This window comes from Burkholderia sp. Bp9140 (assembly GCF_003853425.1).
In the GTDB taxonomy this organism is placed as follows: Bacteria; Pseudomonadota; Gammaproteobacteria; order Burkholderiales; family Burkholderiaceae; genus Burkholderia.
Genome location: NZ_QTPQ01000038.1, coordinates 19,653 through 38,721, shown reverse-complemented (window position 1 = coordinate 38,721; position 19,069 = coordinate 19,653). Strand labels below are relative to the sequence as shown.

Genomic DNA, 19,069 nt, shown 5'->3' with positions numbered 1-19,069 from the left:
TGTGCCGCGCGACTCAGGCGGCCGCGCTCGCGAACACGTAGTTCGTCATCGCGAGCACGCGTTGGTACGTGCCGAGCGACTGGATGCCGAGCCGATAGTCGTCGTCGGCCGCACCGAGCGCGGTGAACACCGGCAGCAGATGTTCGTCGGTCGGATGCATCAGTGCGGCGTGCGGCGCCTGCCGGCGATAGTCGAGCAGTGCATCGACGTCGCGCGCGGCGAGCTTCGCCTCGAACCAGCCGGTGAATTCGGCGACGCGCGGGTCCGCATCCTCGGGCGCCGCGCCGAAATCGGCCGCGCGCAGGTTGTGCGTGATCTGGCCCGAGCCGATCACCATCACACCTTCGTCGCGCAGCGGCCGCAGCGCACGGCCGAGCGCGAAGTGATGGGCCGCATCCGCGCGCGGCTGGATCGACAACTGCGCGATCGGCACGTCGGCTTCCGGAAACATCAGCAGCATCGGCACCCACGCGCCGTGGTCGAGGCCGTGCTCGGTCGTCGCGGTCGCGATGCCGGCTGCGTTCAGCAGCGCCGCCGCCCGTTCGGCGACCTCGGGCGCGCCCGGTACCGGATAGCGGATCTCGTACAGCGCGCGCGGGAAGCCGTAGAAGTCGTGGATCGTTTCCGGGTGTGCGGCCACGCTCGCGACCGGCTGCTGCGTGCCCCAGTGCGCGGACAACATCAGCACCGCGCGCGGGCGCGGCAATTCGGCACCGAGGTGCGTGAACGCGCCGGACGGCAGCGTCGGGTCGATCGGCAGCGTCGGCGCGCCGTGGGACAGGTAAAGCGAGGGCAAGCGGTTCATGGTGGGAGCCTGCAAAAGGGTTTGCCTGTGACTATAGGCGCGCACCGCGCGTTGATAAACCGGCTGCGTGGAATTTGATTGAATCTCGCTGGTTGATAATGCGGCAGGTTCCGCGTGCGCGAGAGCAGGTGGAGCTTGAGAGGAGTGGATCGAGCCGGAAGGCGGCTGAATCGACGAAGATGCGTGAAGAACCGAGCGGATGCGTCGCGTCGAACGGCTTACTGCGCGGGCCGGATGCCGGCCCACGGCGTCGTCATCGGCGCACTGAGCGCGAACAGGTCGAGCACGCGCGTGACGGTCTGGTCGACGAGTTCCTCGATCGTCTTCGGCATTGCGTAGAACGCGGGCAGCGGCGGAAACACGATGCCGCCCATTTCGGTCACGGCGGTCATGTTGCGCAGATGCGCGAGGTTGAACGGCGTTTCGCGCACCATCAGCACGAGACGGCGGCGTTCCTTCAGCGTGACGTCGGCCGCGCGCGTGATCAGGTTGTCCGACAGCCCGTGCGCGACGCTCGCGAGCGTCTTCATCGAGCAGGGTGCGATCACCATCCCGTCGGTTGCGAATGAACCCGATGCGATCGTCGCGCCGACATCGCGCACCGAATGCACGACATCCGCCCGCCTTTCGACCTCGGCCTTCGACAGCTTCAGTTCATGCTGGATATTGAGCCAGCCGGCGTTCGAAACCAGCAGATGCGTTTCGACGCCGCCGGCGGCGCGCAGCAATTCGAGCAGCCGCACGCCGTAGACCGCGCCGGTGGCGCCGGTGATCGCGACGATCAGCCGGCGCGGCGGCGCGCTGGGGGATGCCATCGGGGAGGGGGCGTTACGCGGCGGCGAACAGTTGCTGCAGTTCGCCGGACTGGTACATCTCCATCATGATGTCCGAGCCGCCGATGAATTCGCCCTTCACGTACAGCTGCGGGATGGTCGGCCAGTTCGAGAATTCCTTGATGCCCTGGCGGATTTCGTCGTCCTCGAGCACGTTGACCGTCTTGAACTGGTCGACGCCGCAGGCTTTCAGCACCTGCACGGCGCGGCCGGAGAAGCCGCACATCGGGAATTGCGCGTTGCCCTTCATGAAGAGCACGACCTGGTTTTCGTCGACGATTTGCTTGATACGTTGTTGGGTGTCCATGACTGACCTTGCGTTTGCGGGGCGTTGGAACGAAATGATAGCGGATTTCAACCGGGCGGGCCGGCCATCAGCCGGGCCGGCGGCCGCCTGTCGTGCGTTCGATCGCGGCCAGATCGGTGAGCGATTCGACCGCGACGAAGCCGCGCGATACGAGCAGCGCGCGGACCGCTTCGGCCTGGTCGTAGCCGTGCTCGATCCAGAGCGTGCCGCCCGGTTTCAGGTAGGCGCCGGCGCCCGCGACGATCGTGCGGATCGCGCTCAGGCCGTCGGCGTCGTCGGTGAGCGCGCCGCGCGGCTCGAAGCGCAGGTCGCCCTGCGCGAGGTGCGGATCGTGCCGTGCGATGTACGGCGGGTTGCTGACGATCGTGTCGAACGCGAGCGCCGGGTCGAGCGCGGCGTACCAGTCGCTCTGCAGCCAGTGCAGCGGGCCGCCGGGGCGGCGCGCGTCGAGCAGCTTGTCCGCGTTGCGCTGCGCGACGTCGAGCGCGGCCGATGAACGGTCGAGCGCCCAAACGCGTGCGTCAGGCCGTTCCGCCGCGATCGACACGGCGATCGCGCCGCTGCCGGTGCCGAGATCGAGCACGGCCGGATGCGGCCGTCCGTCGATCGCGTCGAGCGCGGCTTCGACGAGCAGCTCGGTTTCCGGGCGCGGGATCAGCACGTCGGGCGTCACGTCGAACGGCCGGCCGAAGAACTCGCGCATCCCGACGAGCTGCGCGACCGGCTCGCCGGCCACGCGGCGCGCTTCGAGTGCGCGGAAGCGCTCGATCGCGGCGGGCTCGAGCGGGGCGTCGCCGCGCGTGATGAGTTGCGTTCGGGTCCAGCCGAGCGCGTACGCGAGCAGCACGCGTGCATCGACCGGGTCGAGCGGCGATGCGCGCAGCAGGTCGTCGGCGGTGGTGTCGGGCATCGCGGCCTCAGTCGGTGTCGCCGAGCGACGCGAGCAGTTCGGCCTGGTGCTCGCTGACGAGCGCGCTGATCAGTTCGTCGAGATCGCCGTCCATCAGCGCCTCGAGCCGGTACAGCGTCAGGTTGATCCGGTGGTCGGTCATCCGGCCCTGCGGGAAGTTGTACGTGCGGATCCGTTCCGAGCGGTCGCCGGAACCGATCAGGCTCTTGCGCGTCGCCGCTTCCTTCGCGTGCTGCTCGTGATACTGCTTGTCCTTGATCCGCGCGGCGAGCACCTTCAGCGCGCGATCCTTGTTCTTGTGCTGCGAACGGTCGTCCTGGCACTCCACGACGATCCCGGTCGGGATGTGCGTGACGCGCACCGCCGAGTCGGTCTTGTTGATGTGCTGGCCGCCCGCGCCCGACGCGCGGAACGTGTCGATCCGCAGGTCGGCCGGGTTGATCTCGACCTCGCCGATCTCGTCGGCTTCCGGCATCACGGCGACCGTGCAGGCGGACGTGTGGATGCGCCCCTGCGTCTCGGTTGCCGGCACGCGCTGCACGCGATGGCCGCCCGATTCGAACTTCAGGCGCGAGTACGCGCCCTGGCCCGCGATCCGCACGATCACTTCCTTGTAGCCGCCGAGATCCGACGGGCTTTCCGACATCATCTCGACCTGCCAGCGCCGGCGTTCCGCGAAGCGCAGGTACATGCGCAGCAGGTCGCCCGCGAACAGCGCCGATTCGTCGCCGCCGGTGCCCGCGCGAATTTCGAGGAAGATGTTGCGGTCGTCGTTCGGGTCCTTCGGCAGCAGCATCTTCTGCAACTCGCCTTCCAGACGGATCATGCGCTCACGTGCGCTGCGAATCTCGTCTTCGGCGAAATCGCGCATCGATGCATCGGAGACCAACTCCTGCGCGGCCGTCTCGTCGCTGCGCGACTGGCGCCACAGCGCGTACTGCTCGACGACCGGGCCGAGTTCCGCGTGTTCGCGCGTCAGCTTGCGGTACTGGTCGAGATCGGCCGTGACGTTTTCGCGGCTCAGCAGGTCGTTCAGTTCGGCCAGCCGGATAGACAGCTGGTCGAGCTTGCGTTGCATGCTCGTCTTCATGGTGTGGAGCGGCGCTCCCGGGCAAGGGTATTCGGAAAGGATAGGCCGGCTCGCGGCCGGCGGCAGGGCAACCGGCCGGCGCTAGTGGCCGGACTGGTCGTTCGAGCGCGGCGCGTGCTGGTAGAAGCCGCGCATCATGTCGATCAGCGAATCGCGGTCGGTGCCGTTCACGCGGTTGAGCGCGCTCGTCGGGCCGTGGATCAGCTTGTTGGTGAGCGCCTGCGACAGCGCTTCGAGGACGGCGGCCGGATCGTCGCCGCGCGCGAGCAGCTTCTGCGCCTTCTCGACTTCCGCGCGGCGCAGCGCGTCGGCCTGCGTATGCATGTGACGGATCACCGGCACGACGCTGCGCGTGTCGAGCCATTGCATGAAATTCTGTACACGCGTCTCGATGATCGTCTCGGCCTGCGCGACCGCGGCCTGGCGCGATGCGTTGCCTTCGCGCACGATCGCGCCGAGATCGTCGACGGTGTAGAGGAATATGTCCTTCAGCTTGCCGACTTCCGGCTCGATGTCGCGCGGCACCGCGAGGTCGACCATGAAGATCGGCCGGTGGCGGCGCGCCTTCACCGCGCGCTCGACCGCGCCGAGGCCGATGATCGGCAGCGTGGACGCGGTGCACGACACGATGATGTCGAACTCGTGCATCCGGGCCGGCAGGTCCGACAGCGGCATCGCGTGGCCGTTGAAGCGTTCGGCGAGCCGCTGGCCGCGTTCGGCCGTGCGGTTCGCGATGACGAGTTCGCGTGGGCTCTGCGCGGCGAAGTGCGTCGCGCACAGCTCGATCATCTCGCCGGCGCCGATGAACAGCACACGCTGATCCGACACCTTTTCGAAGATGCGCTGCGCGAGACGCACCGCTGCGGCGGCCATCGACACTGACTGCGCGCCGATCTCGGTCGTGCCGCGCACTTCCTTCGCGACGGCGAACGTGCGCTGGAACAGCTGGTTCAGATAGGTGCCGAGCGCGCCGGCTTCCGTCGCGGTGCGCACGGCGTCCTTCATCTGGCCCAGAATCTGTGTTTCGCCGAGTACCATCGAATCGAGGCCCGACGCGACGCGGAATGCGTGCCGGACCGCTTCCGACTGTGGCAGCGCATAGACGTGCGGCGCGAGTTCGTCGACCGGAATCTGGTGGTACTCCGACAGCCAGCGAATTGCCCCCTCGCGCGCGGCCCGATCGTCGGTCGCGCAGTAGAGTTCGGTGCGGTTGCAGGTCGAGAGGATCGCCGCTTCGGGCGCATTGGGCGCCTGGGGGCCGAGGAATACGTTCTTGAACGTGACGAGAGCCGGCTTGATTTGCTCGAGCGGAAACGCCACGCGTTCGCGCAGGGCGACAGGCGCAGTGTGGTGATTGATTCCGATCGTGAGGAGTTGCATATCGAGGGCTATCGTTTAGCCCCATATTATAGCGTTTCAGCGATTTCCTCACTCGCTGCATACCGGGCATCAGCGTGGCGTGGCCTCGAATTCGGGGGCTCGATCGGCACGCGGTCGAGCTGATAGCCGTAGCCGTAGAGCGGCAGAAGCCGGTAGCCACGCTCCGGAAGCAGCTGCAGCTTGCTGCGCAGCCGCGACGCGTGGGTGTCGAGCGTGCGCGACTTCATGTCGCGGCGGCGGGCCCAAACGGTTTCGAGGATATGAGCGCGCGACACGGGCCGGGACAGGTTCGCGAACAGCAGCTGCGCGAAGCGGAACTCCTTCGGCGTGAGCGCGACGACCGCGTCGCCGAAGCGCACGAGGCTGTGGGTCGCATCGAATGCGTATTCTCCATACATTTCGCGCGAGCGATTCGGCGGCCGCCGGACTCCGGCGCGCCGGCTCAGCGCATTGACCCGTGCGAGCAGCTCGGGCCCGCTCACCGGGCGCACGAGACAGTCGTCGGCGCCCGCGTGCAGGCACGACACGACTTCGCTTTCGCGCGGCAGCTGCATCACGGCGATGGCCGGCAGCCCGGGCAGGATCGCCTGCGCCCGCGGAATGACTTCCTCGGCCGGCTGGTCGCCGGCCCAGTTGCCGGTGATCAGCATGTCGCAGGTATCGGTGGCGAGCCACTCGAAGAACGCCGCGCTGGACGGAAACGCGTGGCACACATGACCGCCGGCGAAGAGCAGGCGGTTCAGGAGCGCAGCATGACGCGCCTCCGGATCGATCAGGGCGATTCGCATGAGGATTTCTTCAATACGGCTGCCGGTGCGCGCTTGCCATAACGTCGGGACGGCCCCTACACTCGAATGTTCGCGGCGCCCGGCTGGTCTCGGGTTCGATGGATGAATCGATGCTAGCCGCTGGCAACGTTCACGCCTATGGGACGAATCTGAATTTATAGAAGGCGTCGAATGAACTGGTTTGGAATTCTTGTCCTGGGAGCGTCTGTCGGGCTGTTCGGCCGGTGGCTGCATCCGATGCGGCGCACGGGCCGGCCGGCATGGTGGATCGTGGTGCTGGTCGGTATCGCAGGCGCCGCCGCCGCGCGCATGGCCGGCAACCTCTCCGGACTGTTTTACGATGGCGAAACGCTCGAATGGCCGGTCTGCACCGCTGTCGCGTTCCTCGCCGTAGCCGTGACGGTCGCCCTGTCGGCCCGTCGCTGAAAGCTCTCAGGTGAAATCATGAATGCCCGTCTCCCCGAAGTCTCGCCGGTGCCGGCACGCCTCGCGCTGCTGCGCGGCGCGATGGTCCGCGAGGACCTGGCCGCCTATCTCGTGCCGTCCGCCGATCCTCACCTGTCCGAGTATCTGCCCGAACGCTGGCAGGCGCGCCGCTGGCTGTCCGGTTTCACGGGCTCGGTCGGCACGCTGGTCGTGACCGCGGATTTCGCGGGCTTGTGGGTCGACAGCCGTTACTGGGTGCAGGCCGAGGCCGAACTCGCCGGCACGGGCGTCCAGCTGATGAAGATGACGGGCGGGCAGCAGAGCGCGCCGCACGTCGACTGGCTCGCGCAGAACGTGCTGGCCGGTGTGACGGTCGGCGTCGACGGCGCCGTGCTCGGTGTCGCGGCGGCACGCGCGCTGACGGCCGCGCTGAGCGCGCGCGGCATCGCGCTGCGCACCGATCTCGACCTGCTCGACGCGATCTGGCCGGAGCGCCCGGGGCTGCCGGGCGACGCGGTGTTCGAGCACGTGGCGCCGCAGGCCGACGCGACGCGCGCGAGCAAGCTCGCCGAAGTGCGCCGCGCGATGCACGCGCAGGGCGCGCAATGGCATTTCGTGTCGACGCTCGACGATCTCGCGTGGCTGTTCAACCTGCGCGGCGCCGACGTCAACTTCAATCCCGTGTTCGTCGCGCACGCGATGATCGGCGCCGATCGCGCGACGCTGTTCGTCGCCGACGGCAAGGTGTCGCCGGCACTGGCCGCGTCGCTCGCGCGGGACGGCGTCGAGGTCCGCGCGTACGACGCCGCGCGCGCATCGCTCGCGGCGCTGCCCGACGACGCGACGCTGCTGATCGATCCGCGCCGCGTGACCTTCGGCACGCTCGAGGCCGTGCCGGCCGGCGTGAAGCTGGTCGAGGCCGTGAACCCGTCGACGTTCGCGAAGTCGCGCAAGACGTCCGCCGAGATCGAGCACGTGCGCGTGACGATGGAGCACGACGGCGCCGCGCTCGCCGAATTCTTCGCGTGGTTCGAGCAGGCAGTGAACCGCGAGACGATCACCGAGCTGACGATCGAGGAAAAGCTCACCGCCGCGCGTGCACGGCGCCCCGGCTATGTGTCGGCGAGCTTTGCGACGATCGCCGGCTTCAATGCGAACGGTGCGATGCCGCATTACCACGCGACGCCCGAGTCGCACGCGACGATCGCCGGCGACGGCCTGCTGCTGATCGATTCGGGCGGCCAGTACACGACCGGCACCACCGACATCACGCGTGTCGTGCCGGTCGGCACGATCGGCGACCTGCAGCGCCGCGATTTCACGATCGTGCTGAAGTCGATGATGGCGCTGTCGCGCGCGCGCTTTCCGCGCGGCATCCGCTCGCCGATGCTCGATGCGATCGCGCGCGCGCCGATGTGGGCGGCGGGGCTCGACTACGGCCACGGCACCGGCCACGGTGTCGGTTACTTCCTGAACGTGCACGAGGGCCCGCAGGTCATCTCGCACTACGCACCGGCCGAGCCGTACACGGCGATGGAAGAGGGGATGATCACGTCGATCGAGCCGGGCGTGTACCGGCCCGGCAAATGGGGCATCCGGATCGAGAACCTGGTCGTGAACCGCGCGGGCGGACAGACCGAGTTCGGCGACTTCCTCGCATTCGAGACGCTCACGTTGTGCCCGATCGACACCCGCTGCGTGCTGATCGAGATGCTGCATGAAGAAGAGCGCGCGTGGCTGAACGCGTATCACGCGACCGTGCGCGAGCGTGTCGGCCGGCACGTGAGCGGCGACGCGAAGGCGTGGCTCGACGCGCGGACGCAGCCGATCTGACGCAACGCGCAAAGCGCGAAACCGGCCGCATGACGGCCGGACCATGACCGAGAGGGCAAGCGATGGCAGATACCGCAGTGATCGTGATCGACATGCAGCGTGGGCTGGTGCAGCGGGCGCGGCCCGCGTACCGGCTCGACGACGTCGTGTCCGGCATCAACCGGCTGACGGCGGCGGCGCGCGCGGCGAACGCGCCCGTATGCTTCGTGCAGCACGACGGCGATGCGGACGACGACATCGTGCCCGGCACGCCCGGCTGGGAACTGCATGAGGCGCTGATCGTCGGCCGCGCCGACTGGCGCATCCGCAAGCAGATGAGCGATTCGTTCCACGACACGCCGCTCGCCGCGCAACTCGACGGGCGCGGCATCCTTTCGGTGCTGATCTGCGGCTATGCGACCGAGTTCTGCGTCGATTCGGCCGCGCGCCGCGCGGCACTGCTCGGCTACCGGACGACCGTCGTTTCCGACCTGCACACGACGAACGAGCGCACGCACCTGTCGGCCGCGCAGATCGTCGCGCACCATCACTTCGTCTGGGAAAACAACACGCTGTCGGGCAATGCGGTGACGCCGCGTCCGCTCGCCGACGTGCTCGCCACGGAGTTCGCATGACGATCAAGGCGGTGGTGTTCGATTTCGGCGGCGTGCTGATCGACTGGAGCCCCGAGTACCTGTACCGGCAACTGATTCCGGATGAAGCCGAGCGCCGCTGGTTCCTCACGCACGTGTGCGCGATGGACTGGGTGATCCGCCAGGACGGCGGGCAGACGATCGACGAGGGAACGCGCGAGCTCGTCGCGAAGTTTCCGGAGCACGAGGCGCTGATCCGCGCGTTCTACACGCGCTGGCACGAGATGATCGGCGGCGTGCTCGACGAAGGCGTTGCGCTCGTCGACCGGCTCGACGCGCAGGGGATGCCGCTCTTCGGGTTGACCAACTGGTCCGCGCAGACCTTTCCGTACGCATGGGACAACTTCGCGGTGCTGCGGCGCTTCAAGGAGATCGTCGTGTCGGGCCGCGTGAAGCTCGTGAAACCCGATCCGGCGATCTACCGCGAAATGCATGCGCGGATCGATCCGCATCTGCCGGGCATCGCGCCGCATGAACTCGTGTTCATCGACGACAACGCGAACAACGCCGCGGCCGCGACGGCGCTCGGCTGGCACGGCATTCATCACACGAGCGCGGCGGTGACCGAGGCGCGCTTGCGCGAACTGGGCGCGCTCGCGTAGGCGGCTGCCGAATCGCTGTCAGATAAAAAAAGCGGGCCATCGAGCCCGCTTTTTCATTTTGCCGATCCGGAAGCTGCCGCTTTCGGCATCCGGCACCGCATTGCCGGATGCCCGGGCCGCAACGTTCAGCGGCTGATCGGCTTGTAGCGCAGGCGCTTCGGCTTCGCGGCTTCCTCGCCGAGGCGTGCACGCTTGTCGGCTTCGTATTCCTGGTAGTTGCCGTCGAAGAACGTGACCTGCGAATCGCCTTCGAACGCGAGGATGTGCGTCGCGATCCGGTCGAGGAACCAGCGATCGTGCGAGATCACCATCACCGAACCCGCGAACTCCAGCAGCGCGTCTTCCAGGGCACGCAGCGTTTCGACGTCGAGGTCGTTCGACGGTTCGTCGAGCAGCAGCACGTTGCCGCCGGAGATCAGTGTCTTCGCGAGGTGCAGGCGGCCGCGTTCGCCGCCGGACAGGTTGCCGACGATCTTCTGCTGGTCGCCGCCCTTGAAGTTGAAGCGGCCGATGTACGCACGCGACGGCGTTTCGTACTTGCCGACCGTCAGCACGTCGGCGCCGCCCGAGATTTCCTCGAACACCGTCTTCGAGCCGTCGAGCGCGTCGCGGCTCTGGTCGACGTACGCGAGCTTCACGGTCGGGCCCATCACGACTTCGCCCGAATCCGGCTGTTCCTTGCCGGTCAGCATCTTGAACAGCGTCGACTTGCCGGCGCCGTTCGGGCCGATGATGCCGACGATCGCGCCGGCCGGGATCTTGAAGTTCAGGTTGTCGATCAGCAGGCGGTCGCCGAACGACTTGCTGACGTTCTTGAACTCGATCACTTCATTGCCGAGGCGGTCGCCGACCGGAATGAAGATTTCCTGCGTTTCGTTGCGCTTCTGGTATTCCTGGCTGTTCAGCTCCTCGAAACGCGCGATACGCGCCTTCGACTTCGCCTGGCGGCCCTTCGGGTTCTGGCGCACCCACTCCAGTTCCTTCTTGATCGCCTTCTGGCGTGCCGATTCCGACGCTTCTTCCTGCTTCAGGCGCTCTTCCTTCTGGTCGAGCCAGCTGCTGTAGTTGCCCTTCCACGGAATGCCGTGGCCGCGGTCGAGTTCGAGGATCCACTCGGCTGCATTGTCGAGGAAGTAGCGATCGTGCGTGACGGCGACGACGGTGCCCGGGAAGCGCACCAGGAACTGCTCGAGCCAGTCGACCGATTCGGCGTCGAGGTGGTTGGTCGGCTCGTCGAGCAGCAGCATGTCGGGCTTTTCGAGCAGCAGCTTGCACAGTGCGACGCGGCGCTTTTCGCCGCCCGACAGGTGCTCGATCTTCGCGTCCCACGCCGGCAGGCGCAGCGCGTCGGCGGCCACTTCGAGCTGCTGCTCGGGGCTGCCGCCGTCGCTCGACGCGAGGATCGCTTCGTATTTCGCCTGCTCGGCGGCGAGCGCGTCGAAGTCGGCGTCCGGTTCCGCATACGCGGCGTAGATTTCCTCAAGCTTCTTGTTCGCCTGGAACAGGTCGCCGAGGCCGTCCTCGACGGCTTCGCGCACCGTCTTCGTCGGGTCGAGCTGCGGTTCCTGCGGCAGGTAGCCGATGTTCAGGTTCGGCATCGGCGTCGCTTCGCCTTCGATGTCCTTGTCGACACCCGCCATGATGCGGATCAGCGTCGACTTGCCCGAGCCGTTCAGGCCGAGCACGCCGATCTTCGCGCCGGGAAAGAACGACAGCGAGATGTCCTTCAGGATCTGGCGCTTGGGCGGCACGATCTTGCCGACCCGGTTCATCGTGAAAACGTATTGGGCCATTTGGTGTGAAAGTCAGAAGTGGTTGAGACTGCTGCGCAGCGCATGGGCGTGCGTGGCGTCGGGTGATTCGGTACGGAGCGTGCCGCGCGGGCGCGGCAGTGTCGCCGCGGGTTGGCGGCGCGAGCGCGTATTGTACTTCGCCGCCGGCTGCCGCTGGCACCGCGCAGGCCATTCGGCCGACCCGCGTTCACAGCCACGCGGCGACGCCGCCGTGCCCCGAGCAGGTGCCGCGCCGATGGCGGCTGAAGCTGTACGTGCCGTCGCGGCAGCGCGCGCTCGCGCCCTCGGGCACGCGGCCCGATTTCGAATGGGCCGGCGCATGGACGGTGTCGCCGTCGCGATTGCGGTACGTGTCGTGCCGGTCGAGGTCGGCTTCGTTGCCGTAGCCGGGCGACGCGCGATACGCGTGCACCGGAGGCGGCAGGGCGGCGCACGCAACGAACAGCGCGGCCGACAGGGTCGCGATGCGCGTCGTGCGGCGGAGCAGGGCAGGCATGGTCTCTCCGGATGTTGTTATCTGCTGTCGATCGCGGGTCGACGTCCCGGGCCGCATGTTAGCCGATCGGCTGAAGATCGGTGCCGCTGCCCTGCGGTGCGGCGAGGCTACGCCGCGCCGGTCATCGATGCCGCGCCGTCGGCCTGCGCGGCGTCGAGAATCCATCGGCGGAATGCCGCGACTTTCGCGCGCTCCGCATGATGCGGCGGATAGACGAGGTAGTACGCGAAGTCGTCGAGCCAGGCGACGTCGGCAAGCTGCACGAGCCGGCCGCTCGCGAGTTCGTTGCGTACCATCGCCGCCGGCAGCAGGCCGGCGCCCTGGCCGGCGAGGATCGCCTGCAGCAACAGGCCGGAATCGTCGAACGCGGGGCCGCGCGGCGGACCGAAATCGTCGATCCGCTGCGAGTCGAACCAGATGTGCCAGCCCTTGCGCTCGGCGTCGTGCAGATGCGGCCATCCGGCCAGGTCGGCGGGCGTGGCCGGCAGGCCCAGCCGTGCGACGAGTGCCGGCGCTGCAAGCGCGACGATCTCCACCGTCAGCAGCCGTTCGCTGCACAGCCCGATGTAGCGGCCGAGGCCGTGGCGGATCGCGACGTCGACGCCGTCGCGCGAGAAGTCGGCGAGTGCGTGGCTCGCGACGATCTGCAGGTCGACGTCCGGGCACGCGTCACGGAACTGCGCGAGGCGCGGCACGAGCCACGCGGACGCGAAAAACGGCGTGACGCTCACCGTCAGCACGCCGCTGTCGGCGGTGCCCGACACGCGCTGCGATGCATCGGCGATCTGCCGGAACGCGTTGCGCACGGGCGGCAGGTAGTCGCGGCCCGCGGCGGTCAGCAGGATGCCGCGGTTCACGCGCTCGAACAGCTGTACGCCGAGGTGGGTCTCGAGCGTGCGGATCATCTGGCTCACCGCGCCGGGCGTGACCGACAACTCTTCCGCTGCAGACTTCACCGACAGGTGGCGGGCGGCCGCCTCGAACGCACGCAGCGCGTTGAGAGGCGGCAGACGGGAACGGTTCATTCAGTTTTTCTAAAGTGAAAGGCCGACGAAATATCGTTTGAGGCGACGCGTACGCGCGAGTACCGTTACCGCAACGGATGGCATTGGATCGCATTCGTCGCGGCCGTCTTGCAGCGGTCGCTGCGATCAACATAGTTCAACTATATCCATGAGGCAATCCGGGCACCGCGCGGCGTCCGGCGGAACCGGAGAGGAGCATCGTCATGAGCTGCCCGCGCGCATCGCGCGTCTTCTACGGCTGGTATGTGGTGGCGGCCGCGTTCGCCGTCACGTTCGTCGGATTCGGCAGTGCGTACACGTTCAGCGCATTCGTCGAATCGCTGCAGCGGGATTTCGCCGCCTCGCGCGGGCAGATCTCGCTCGTGTTCTCGCTGGCCGGCTTCCTGTATTTCGGCTTCGGCATCGTCAGCGGCCCGCTTGCCGATCGCTTCGGCTCCCGGCGGCTCGCCGTCACCGGCATGTTGCTGACGGCCGCCGGTCTCGCGGCGGCCGGTGCCGCGCATACGCTGCTGCAGGTCTATGTCGCGTACGGGCTCGGTGTCGGCTTCGGCGTCGGCTGCGCGTATGTGCCGGCCGTCGGCGCCGTGCAACGCTGGTTCGTGCGGCGGCGCGGCTTCGCGTCGGGGCTCGCGGTTGCGGGGATCGGCGTCGGCACGCTCGTGATGCCGCCGCTCGCGTCGGCGCTGATCGCGCACGTCGGCTGGCGCGGCGCGTATGTCACGCTCGCGGCGCTCGCGTTGGTGATGGGCGCGGGCATGTCGCTGCTGATCGAGAACGATCCGCGCGGACGCGGCTTGTTGCCCGACGGCGATGTGGCGCATACGCAATCGGGCGCCGCGCCGCCCGGCGCCGCTTCATCGGTACCGGCCGGTGCGACCGTGCGCGAGGCCGTTACGTCGCGGCCGTTCGCGAGCCTCTACGCGGCGTGTCTCGTGTGCTCGTTCGGCGTCTTCGTGCCGTTCGTGCACCTTGTGCCGTACGCGCTCGATCACGGCGTCGCGCCATCGACGGCCGTCCTGCTGCTCGGCGCGATCGGCGTCGGCAGCACGGCAGGGCGCTTCTTCCTCGGCGGCCTCGCCGACCGCTTCGGCCGCCGTGCGTCGCTGCTCGCGATGTTCGCGGGCATGGCCGTCGCGCTCGTTGCATGGGCCGGCGCCGGGGGCGTCGCGACGCTGGCCGCGTTCGCACTCGTGTTCGGCGTGTTCTACGGCGGCTGGGTCGCCGTGCTGCCCGCCGTCGTGATGGACTACTTCGGCGGCCGCAACGTGAGCGCGATCATCGGCGTGCTGTACACGAGCGTTGCGTTCGGCACGCTGATCGGGCCCGCGGCGGCCGGTTTCATCTACGACGCGGGCGGCGGCTATCTCGTGCCGATCCTTGCCAGCGCAGTTGCCAATGCGATCGCGTTCGCGATCGTCGCCACCACCGGACGCGCGCCGGTGACCGCGCGCGCGGCCGGCCGCTAGGCATGCGCCGCCGGTGCGCGGCCAGACGCCTCGCGGCCGGGCGTCATCCACGATTCCCGATACGGTGTCCAGGGCGTCGATCATCGACGGGCGAAGGCGCATCGTGACATTCGACGAAGTTCGGCAGATCGCGCTGGCATGGCGCGGTGTCGAGGAGGGTACGTCGTACGGCACACCCGCGATGCCGGGCGAGCCTGCATCGCCTTCAATCGCCCGATCCGGCGGCGCCCAAGCGGACGCCGAACCGGACCAGGCGTTGCATCGGTTCGCATCGATGCAACAAGTGGTCCCATCGAAATTCTTCAATTGGTTCTTAGTGAAGAACCGTTTGGTGCTTACACTCCTTCGCTTCGAAGGCGGCTGACCGACAGCCGACGGAAAGGGCGCACGCGATGCGCCGGCATCCTTGAGCGCCGCATCGCACTCGCAGCTTCGCAGACTGCGTCGCGCACCGACCGGAACAGGCTCGATCCGGTTCCGCCCGCATGCCGCGCACGCGCGGCGGGCTGCCGGGTTCAACAACGACAACTCCCCGCGCCGCCTTCACGCGACACCCGGTCGTACCGGAACCGTTTTTTGGAGAGAGACACATGAGTGGAAGCAACACAGGCCTCGGCACGGGTCTGAAGCAGCGTCACGTGACGATGATGTCGATTGCCGGCGTCATCGGCGCGGGCTTGTTCGTCGGCTCCGGCCACGCGATCGCGGAGGCCGGTCCGGCTTCGATCCTTGCGTATGCGATCGCGGGCGTGCTGGTCGTGCTGGTGATGCGCATGCTCGGCGAGATGGCCGTCGCGCATCCGGACAGCGGTTCGTTCTCGACCTATGCCGATCGCGCGATCGGCCACTGGGCCGGCTTCGCCATCGGCTGGCTGTACTGGTGGTTCTGGGTGCTCGTGATCCCGATCGAGGCGACGGCCGCCGCGACCATTCTCAATGCGTGGTTCCCCGGTGTCGCGACCTGGATCTTCGCGCTCGGCATCACGCTGCTGCTGACGATCACCAACCTCTTCTCGGTCAAGAACTACGGCGAATTCGAATTCTGGTTCGCGCTGATCAAGGTCGTCGCGATCGTCGTGTTCCTCTGCATCGGCGGCGCGGCGATCGTCGGCATCGTGCCCGCGCCGGCCGTATCGGGCGTGTCGAACCTCTTCGTGCACCAGGGCTTCATGCCGAACGGCGCCGGCGCGGTGCTCGCGGCGATGCTGACGACGATGTTCTCGTTCCTCGGCACCGAGATCGTGACGATCGCGGCCGCCGAGTCGGACAACCCGCAACGCCAGATCGTGCGCGCAACGAACTCCGTCATCTGGCGCATCACGCTGTTCTATCTCGGCTCGATCCTCGTCGTCGCGGCCATCGTGCCGTGGAACGATCCGCTGCTGCCGAAGCACGGCTCGTACCAGCGCGCGATGGAGCTGATCGGCGTTCCGAACGCGAAGGCCATCATCGACGTGATCGTGCTCGTGTCGGTCGCGAGCTGCCTGAATTCCGCGCTGTACACCGCATCGCGGATGCTGTTCTCGCTGTCCAGGCGCAAGGACGCGCCCGCGTTCCTGCACGGCACCGACTCGACCGGCACGCCGCGTGCGGCCGTGCTCGCATCGACCGCGTTCGGTTTCTTGACCGTGATCGCGAACTACCTGATGCCGGAGCAGGTGTTCGGCTTCCTGCTGGCAACGTCGGGTGCGATCGCGCTGCTCGTGTATCTCGTGATCGCGATCTCGCAGCTGCGCATGCGCAAGACGCTCGAATCGGGCGGCGCCGACCTCGCGTTGCGGATGTGGCTGTTCCCGTGGCTCACGTGGGCGGTGATCCTGTTCATCTGCGGCACGCTGACCGTGATGTTCGTCAGCGAGGAACACCGGATGGAAGTGGGGGCGACGGCCGTGCTCGCGCTGATCGTGCTGTTTGCCTCGTGGCTGAACAAGCGCGGTCGCGATGCGCAGGCGCATGCGGGGCGGCGCGTTTCGGCGACGTGATGGACTGACGAGCCGAAGGCGGGCGGTGCTCGCCTTCGGCTGGCGGGGCAGGTCCCGTGATGAAAAATGGGCCGATTGGCGTTTGCCAATCGGCCCATGTGCTTTTCGCGCAAGCGGCGCATCATGCGATGCCGAGCGTATCGCACGGCATCGGCAAGGCACGTATCAAACGTTGAACAGGAAGTTCATCACGTCCCCGTCGTGCACGACATATTCCTTCCCTTCCGCGCGCATCTTGCCGGCTTCCTTCGCACCCTGTTCGCCCTTGTACGTGACGAAGTCGTCGAAGGCGATCGTCTGCGCGCGAATGAAGCCGCGCTCGAAGTCGGTATGGATCACGCCGGCCGCTTGCGGCGCCGTGTCGCCGACGTGGATCGTCCACGCGCGCACTTCCTTCACGCCCGCGGTGAAGTAGGTCTGCAGGCCGAGCAGCTTGAAGCCCGCGCGGATCACGCGGTCGAGGCCCGGCTCTTCCATGCCCATGTCGGTGAGGAACGCTTCCTTGTCCGCATCGTCGAGATCGGCGATTTCCGCCTCGATTGCCGCGCACACCGCGACCACCGGCGAGTTCTCGGCTTCCGCGTACTTGCGTACCGCGTCGAGGTGCGGGTTGTTCTCGAAGCCGTCGTCCTTCACGTTCGCGACGTACATCGCCGGCTTCGCGGTGATCAGGCAGAACGGCTTGAGCAGCGCCTGCTCGTCGTCCGACAGATCGAGGCCGCGCACGGCCTTGCCCTGGTCGAGGTGCGCGCGCACCTTCTCGAGCACCGCGGCGAGCTTGACCGCTTCCTTGTCGTTGCCCGACTTCGCGGCCTTCGAGTAGCGCGTGAGCGCCTTCTCGACGGTGCCGAGGTCGGCGAGCGCGAGTTCCGTGTTGATCACTTCGATGTCGTCGATCGGGCTGACCTTGCCGGCGACGTGGATGACGTTGTCGTCCTCGAAGCAGCGCACGACGTGCGTGATCGCATCGGTTTCGCGGATGTTCGCGAGGAACTGGTTGCCGAGGCCTTCGCCCTTGCTCGCGCCCGCTACGAGGCCCGCGATGTCGACGAATTCGACGACGGCCGGCACGATGCGTTCCGGGGTGATGATTTCGGCGAGCGCCTTCAGGCGCGTGTCAGGCACTTCGACGATGCCGACGTTCGGCTCGATCGTGCAGAACGGGTAGTTCTCGGCGGCGATGCCGGCCTTGGTCAGCGCATTGAACAGGGTGGACTTGCCGACGTTGGGCAAGCCGACGATGCCGCATTTGAGGCTCATGGAATCCTTCGGACGGGTGAGGCGGCGCGGCCGGACGAAGCGCGGCGGCGCGGGAAAAATAGGGACGGCCGGCGCCTGGGGCGCGGCGGGCCGACGTTCAAAGGCGCTATTGTACCGTGCCGGCGCCCCGGTTTCCGGCCTTCCCCCGAACGCCCGATGCGACGGGCCGCCGCGCTGCCGGGCCCGTCAGCGATTCTGCTGATTTCCCGCAAAGTCCGGCCGCGTAAGGGATTGGCCCCGCAGCTATAATGCCCGCCATGACTGCCCACCACACCTTCGACGTCGCCGTGGTCGGCGGCGGGCTCGTCGGCAAGACGGCCGCGCTCGCGCTGACCCAGTCCGGCTACAAGACTGCCTTGCTCGCCCAGCCGGCCACGCCGCGCCCCGCCGATCTCGCGTTCGACACGCGCATCTACGCGCTGTCGTCCAGCTCGCAGGCATTGCTGGAGCGGCTGCGGGTCTGGCAGGCGCTCGACCATGGCCGGCTCGCGCCGGTCTACGACATGCGCGTGTACGGCGATGCGCACGCGGAACTGCATTTCTCCGCGTACCAGGCCTCCGTGCCGCAACTCGCGTGGATCGCCGAATCGTCGCTGATCGAGACGTCGCTCGACGCCGCGCTGCGGTTCCAGCCGAACCTCACGTGGTTCGACGCGCGCGCGCAGGGCTTCGACGTGCGCGACGACGCGGCCGTGCTCACGCTGTCGTCGGGGCAAGTGCTCGAAGCGGATCTCGTGGTCGGCGCGGACGGCGCGCATTCATGGGTGCGCGCTCAAATGGGGGCCAAGGTCGAGCGGCGCGATTACCGGCAGACGGGCGTGGTCGCGAACTTCAAGGCGTCGCTCCCGCACCGCGAGACCGCCAGCCAATGGTTCCGCGACGGCGAGATCGTCGCGCTGCTGCCGCTGCCGGACGGTCATGTATCGCTCGTGTGGTCCGCGCACACCGCGCACGCGGACGAACTGCTCGCACTCGATCCCGCGCAGCTCGCGGCCGAGGTCGAGCGCGTGTCGCACGGCCAGGTCGGCACGCTCGAATGCGTGACGCCCGCCGCGGGTTTCCCGCTCGCGCTGCAGACCGTCGACAGGCTGATCGCCCCGCGCGTCGCGCTCGTCGGCGATGCCGCGCACCTGATCCACCCGCTCGCGGGGCAGGGGATGAACCTCGGGCTGCGCGACGTCGCGGCGCTCGCCGATGCGATCGCGAACAAGGAGAGCTTCCGCAACCTCGGCGACACGGTGCTGCTGCGTCGCTACGAGCGTTCGCGCCGCGAGGACATCCGCGCGCTGATGGTCGCGACCGACGGGCTGCAGCGGCTGTTCGCGGTGCCGGGCTCGTTCGCGAAGGCGGTGCGCAACGCGGGCATGGCGTTCGTCGGCGCGCAGCCGCTCGTGAAACGCTGGTTGGTGTCGGCCGCGCTCGGCTGATCGAACCTTCGCTC

At 67.8% G+C, this 19,069-nt stretch carries 18 protein-coding genes and 1 pseudogene; 8 read left to right on the top strand and 11 right to left on the bottom strand.

Annotation, left to right across the window (positions count from 1 at the left end):
* Positions 1 to 13: 13 nt before the first annotated feature.
* From DIE21_RS27870 to DIE21_RS27840, 7 genes are all read right to left on the bottom strand, one after another.
* Positions 14 to 805 (bottom strand): class III extradiol ring-cleavage dioxygenase, encoded by a 792-nt coding sequence (locus DIE21_RS27870; protein WP_124500699.1) that lies wholly within the window; start codon positions 803 to 805, stop codon positions 14 to 16.
* Between the two features lie 218 nt (positions 806 to 1,023).
* Entirely contained in the window at positions 1,024 to 1,620 is a 597-nt protein-coding gene (locus DIE21_RS27865; protein ID WP_124500698.1) for a UbiX family flavin prenyltransferase, read from the bottom strand.
* 13 nt (positions 1,621 to 1,633) lie between these two features.
* Positions 1,634 to 1,945: a Grx4 family monothiol glutaredoxin gene (gene grxD / locus DIE21_RS27860; RefSeq protein ID WP_011883132.1), complete on the bottom strand. Its 312-nt coding sequence runs from the start codon at positions 1,943 to 1,945 to the stop codon at positions 1,634 to 1,636.
* 67 nt (positions 1,946 to 2,012) lie between these two features.
* Positions 2,013 to 2,855, bottom strand: a complete 843-nt coding sequence (gene prmC, locus DIE21_RS27855) for a peptide chain release factor N(5)-glutamine methyltransferase (protein WP_124500697.1) — start codon at positions 2,853 to 2,855, stop codon at positions 2,013 to 2,015.
* Between the two features lie 7 nt (positions 2,856 to 2,862).
* Positions 2,863 to 3,945, bottom strand: a complete 1,083-nt coding sequence (gene prfA / locus DIE21_RS27850; RefSeq protein WP_124500696.1) for a peptide chain release factor 1 — start codon at positions 3,943 to 3,945, stop codon at positions 2,863 to 2,865.
* Positions 3,946 to 4,026: 81 nt separating this feature from the next.
* A complete protein-coding gene (gene hemA, locus DIE21_RS27845; RefSeq protein WP_124500695.1) occupies positions 4,027 to 5,325 on the bottom strand; it encodes a glutamyl-tRNA reductase in 1,299 nt (432 codons plus the stop codon).
* Positions 5,326 to 5,351: 26 nt separating this feature from the next.
* Positions 5,352 to 6,113 carry a response regulator transcription factor gene (locus DIE21_RS27840; protein ID WP_124500694.1) on the bottom strand — a complete coding sequence of 254 codons (762 nt, stop codon included), beginning with the start codon at positions 6,111 to 6,113 and terminating at the stop codon, positions 5,352 to 5,354.
* Positions 6,114 to 6,284: 171 nt separating this feature from the next.
* On the opposite strand from DIE21_RS27840, the gene DIE21_RS27835 reads away from it, so the two are divergent.
* The 4 genes from DIE21_RS27835 to DIE21_RS27820 all read left to right on the top strand — a co-directional run bounded on the left by DIE21_RS27835 (position 6,285) and on the right by DIE21_RS27820 (position 9,606).
* The gene (locus tag DIE21_RS27835; RefSeq protein WP_124500693.1) at positions 6,285 to 6,539 is read left to right on the top strand and encodes a hypothetical protein; all 255 of its coding nucleotides are present in this window, start codon (positions 6,285 to 6,287) and stop codon (positions 6,537 to 6,539) included.
* Between the two features lie 18 nt (positions 6,540 to 6,557).
* Positions 6,558 to 8,372, top strand: coding sequence for an aminopeptidase P family protein (locus tag DIE21_RS27830; RefSeq protein WP_124500692.1), 1,815 nt, complete (start codon positions 6,558 to 6,560; stop codon positions 8,370 to 8,372).
* Positions 8,373 to 8,434: 62 nt separating this feature from the next.
* Positions 8,435 to 8,986: a cysteine hydrolase family protein gene (locus tag DIE21_RS27825; RefSeq protein ID WP_124500691.1), complete on the top strand. Its 552-nt coding sequence runs from the start codon at positions 8,435 to 8,437 to the stop codon at positions 8,984 to 8,986.
* On the top strand, positions 8,983 to 9,606 hold the full coding sequence (locus tag DIE21_RS27820; RefSeq protein ID WP_124500690.1) for an HAD family hydrolase: 624 nt from the start codon (positions 8,983 to 8,985) through the stop codon (positions 9,604 to 9,606). The genes DIE21_RS27825 and DIE21_RS27820 overlap by 4 nt, the downstream gene beginning before the upstream one ends.
* A 125-nt stretch (positions 9,607 to 9,731) precedes the next feature.
* Here the strand turns inward: DIE21_RS27820 and ettA are convergent, their stop codons facing one another.
* The 3 genes from ettA to gcvA form a co-directional block, all read right to left on the bottom strand.
* Entirely contained in the window at positions 9,732 to 11,399 is a 1,668-nt protein-coding gene (gene ettA / locus DIE21_RS27815) for an energy-dependent translational throttle protein EttA (RefSeq protein ID WP_124500689.1), read from the bottom strand.
* Between the two features lie 187 nt (positions 11,400 to 11,586).
* On the bottom strand, positions 11,587 to 11,895 hold the full coding sequence (locus DIE21_RS27810; RefSeq protein ID WP_124500688.1) for a DUF3761 domain-containing protein: 309 nt from the start codon (positions 11,893 to 11,895) through the stop codon (positions 11,587 to 11,589).
* Between the two features lie 107 nt (positions 11,896 to 12,002).
* Positions 12,003 to 12,920, bottom strand: coding sequence for a transcriptional regulator GcvA (gcvA, locus tag DIE21_RS27805; RefSeq protein ID WP_124500687.1), 918 nt, complete (start codon positions 12,918 to 12,920; stop codon positions 12,003 to 12,005).
* 203 nt (positions 12,921 to 13,123) lie between these two features.
* On the opposite strand from gcvA, the gene DIE21_RS27800 reads away from it, so the two are divergent.
* From DIE21_RS27800 to gabP, 3 genes and pseudogenes are all read left to right on the top strand, one after another.
* Positions 13,124 to 14,386: an MFS transporter gene (locus DIE21_RS27800; RefSeq protein WP_124500686.1), complete on the top strand. Its 1,263-nt coding sequence runs from the start codon at positions 13,124 to 13,126 to the stop codon at positions 14,384 to 14,386.
* 103 nt (positions 14,387 to 14,489) lie between these two features.
* Positions 14,490 to 14,570, top strand: a pseudogene (locus DIE21_RS27795) (MmcQ/YjbR family DNA-binding protein); the annotation flags it as partial.
* Positions 14,571 to 14,976: 406 nt separating this feature from the next.
* The gene (gene gabP / locus DIE21_RS27790) at positions 14,977 to 16,368 is read left to right on the top strand and encodes a GABA permease (protein ID WP_124500685.1); all 1,392 of its coding nucleotides are present in this window, start codon (positions 14,977 to 14,979) and stop codon (positions 16,366 to 16,368) included.
* Positions 16,369 to 16,533: 165 nt separating this feature from the next.
* Here gabP and ychF read toward each other — a convergent pair whose 3' ends face one another.
* Entirely contained in the window at positions 16,534 to 17,628 is a 1,095-nt protein-coding gene (gene ychF, locus DIE21_RS27785) for a redox-regulated ATPase YchF (RefSeq protein WP_124500684.1), read from the bottom strand.
* Positions 17,629 to 17,876: 248 nt separating this feature from the next.
* Between ychF and DIE21_RS27775 the strand changes: the two genes are divergently transcribed.
* Positions 17,877 to 19,055, top strand: a complete 1,179-nt coding sequence (locus tag DIE21_RS27775) for a UbiH/UbiF family hydroxylase (RefSeq protein WP_124500682.1) — start codon at positions 17,877 to 17,879, stop codon at positions 19,053 to 19,055.
* Positions 19,056 to 19,069 lie beyond the last annotated feature (14 nt).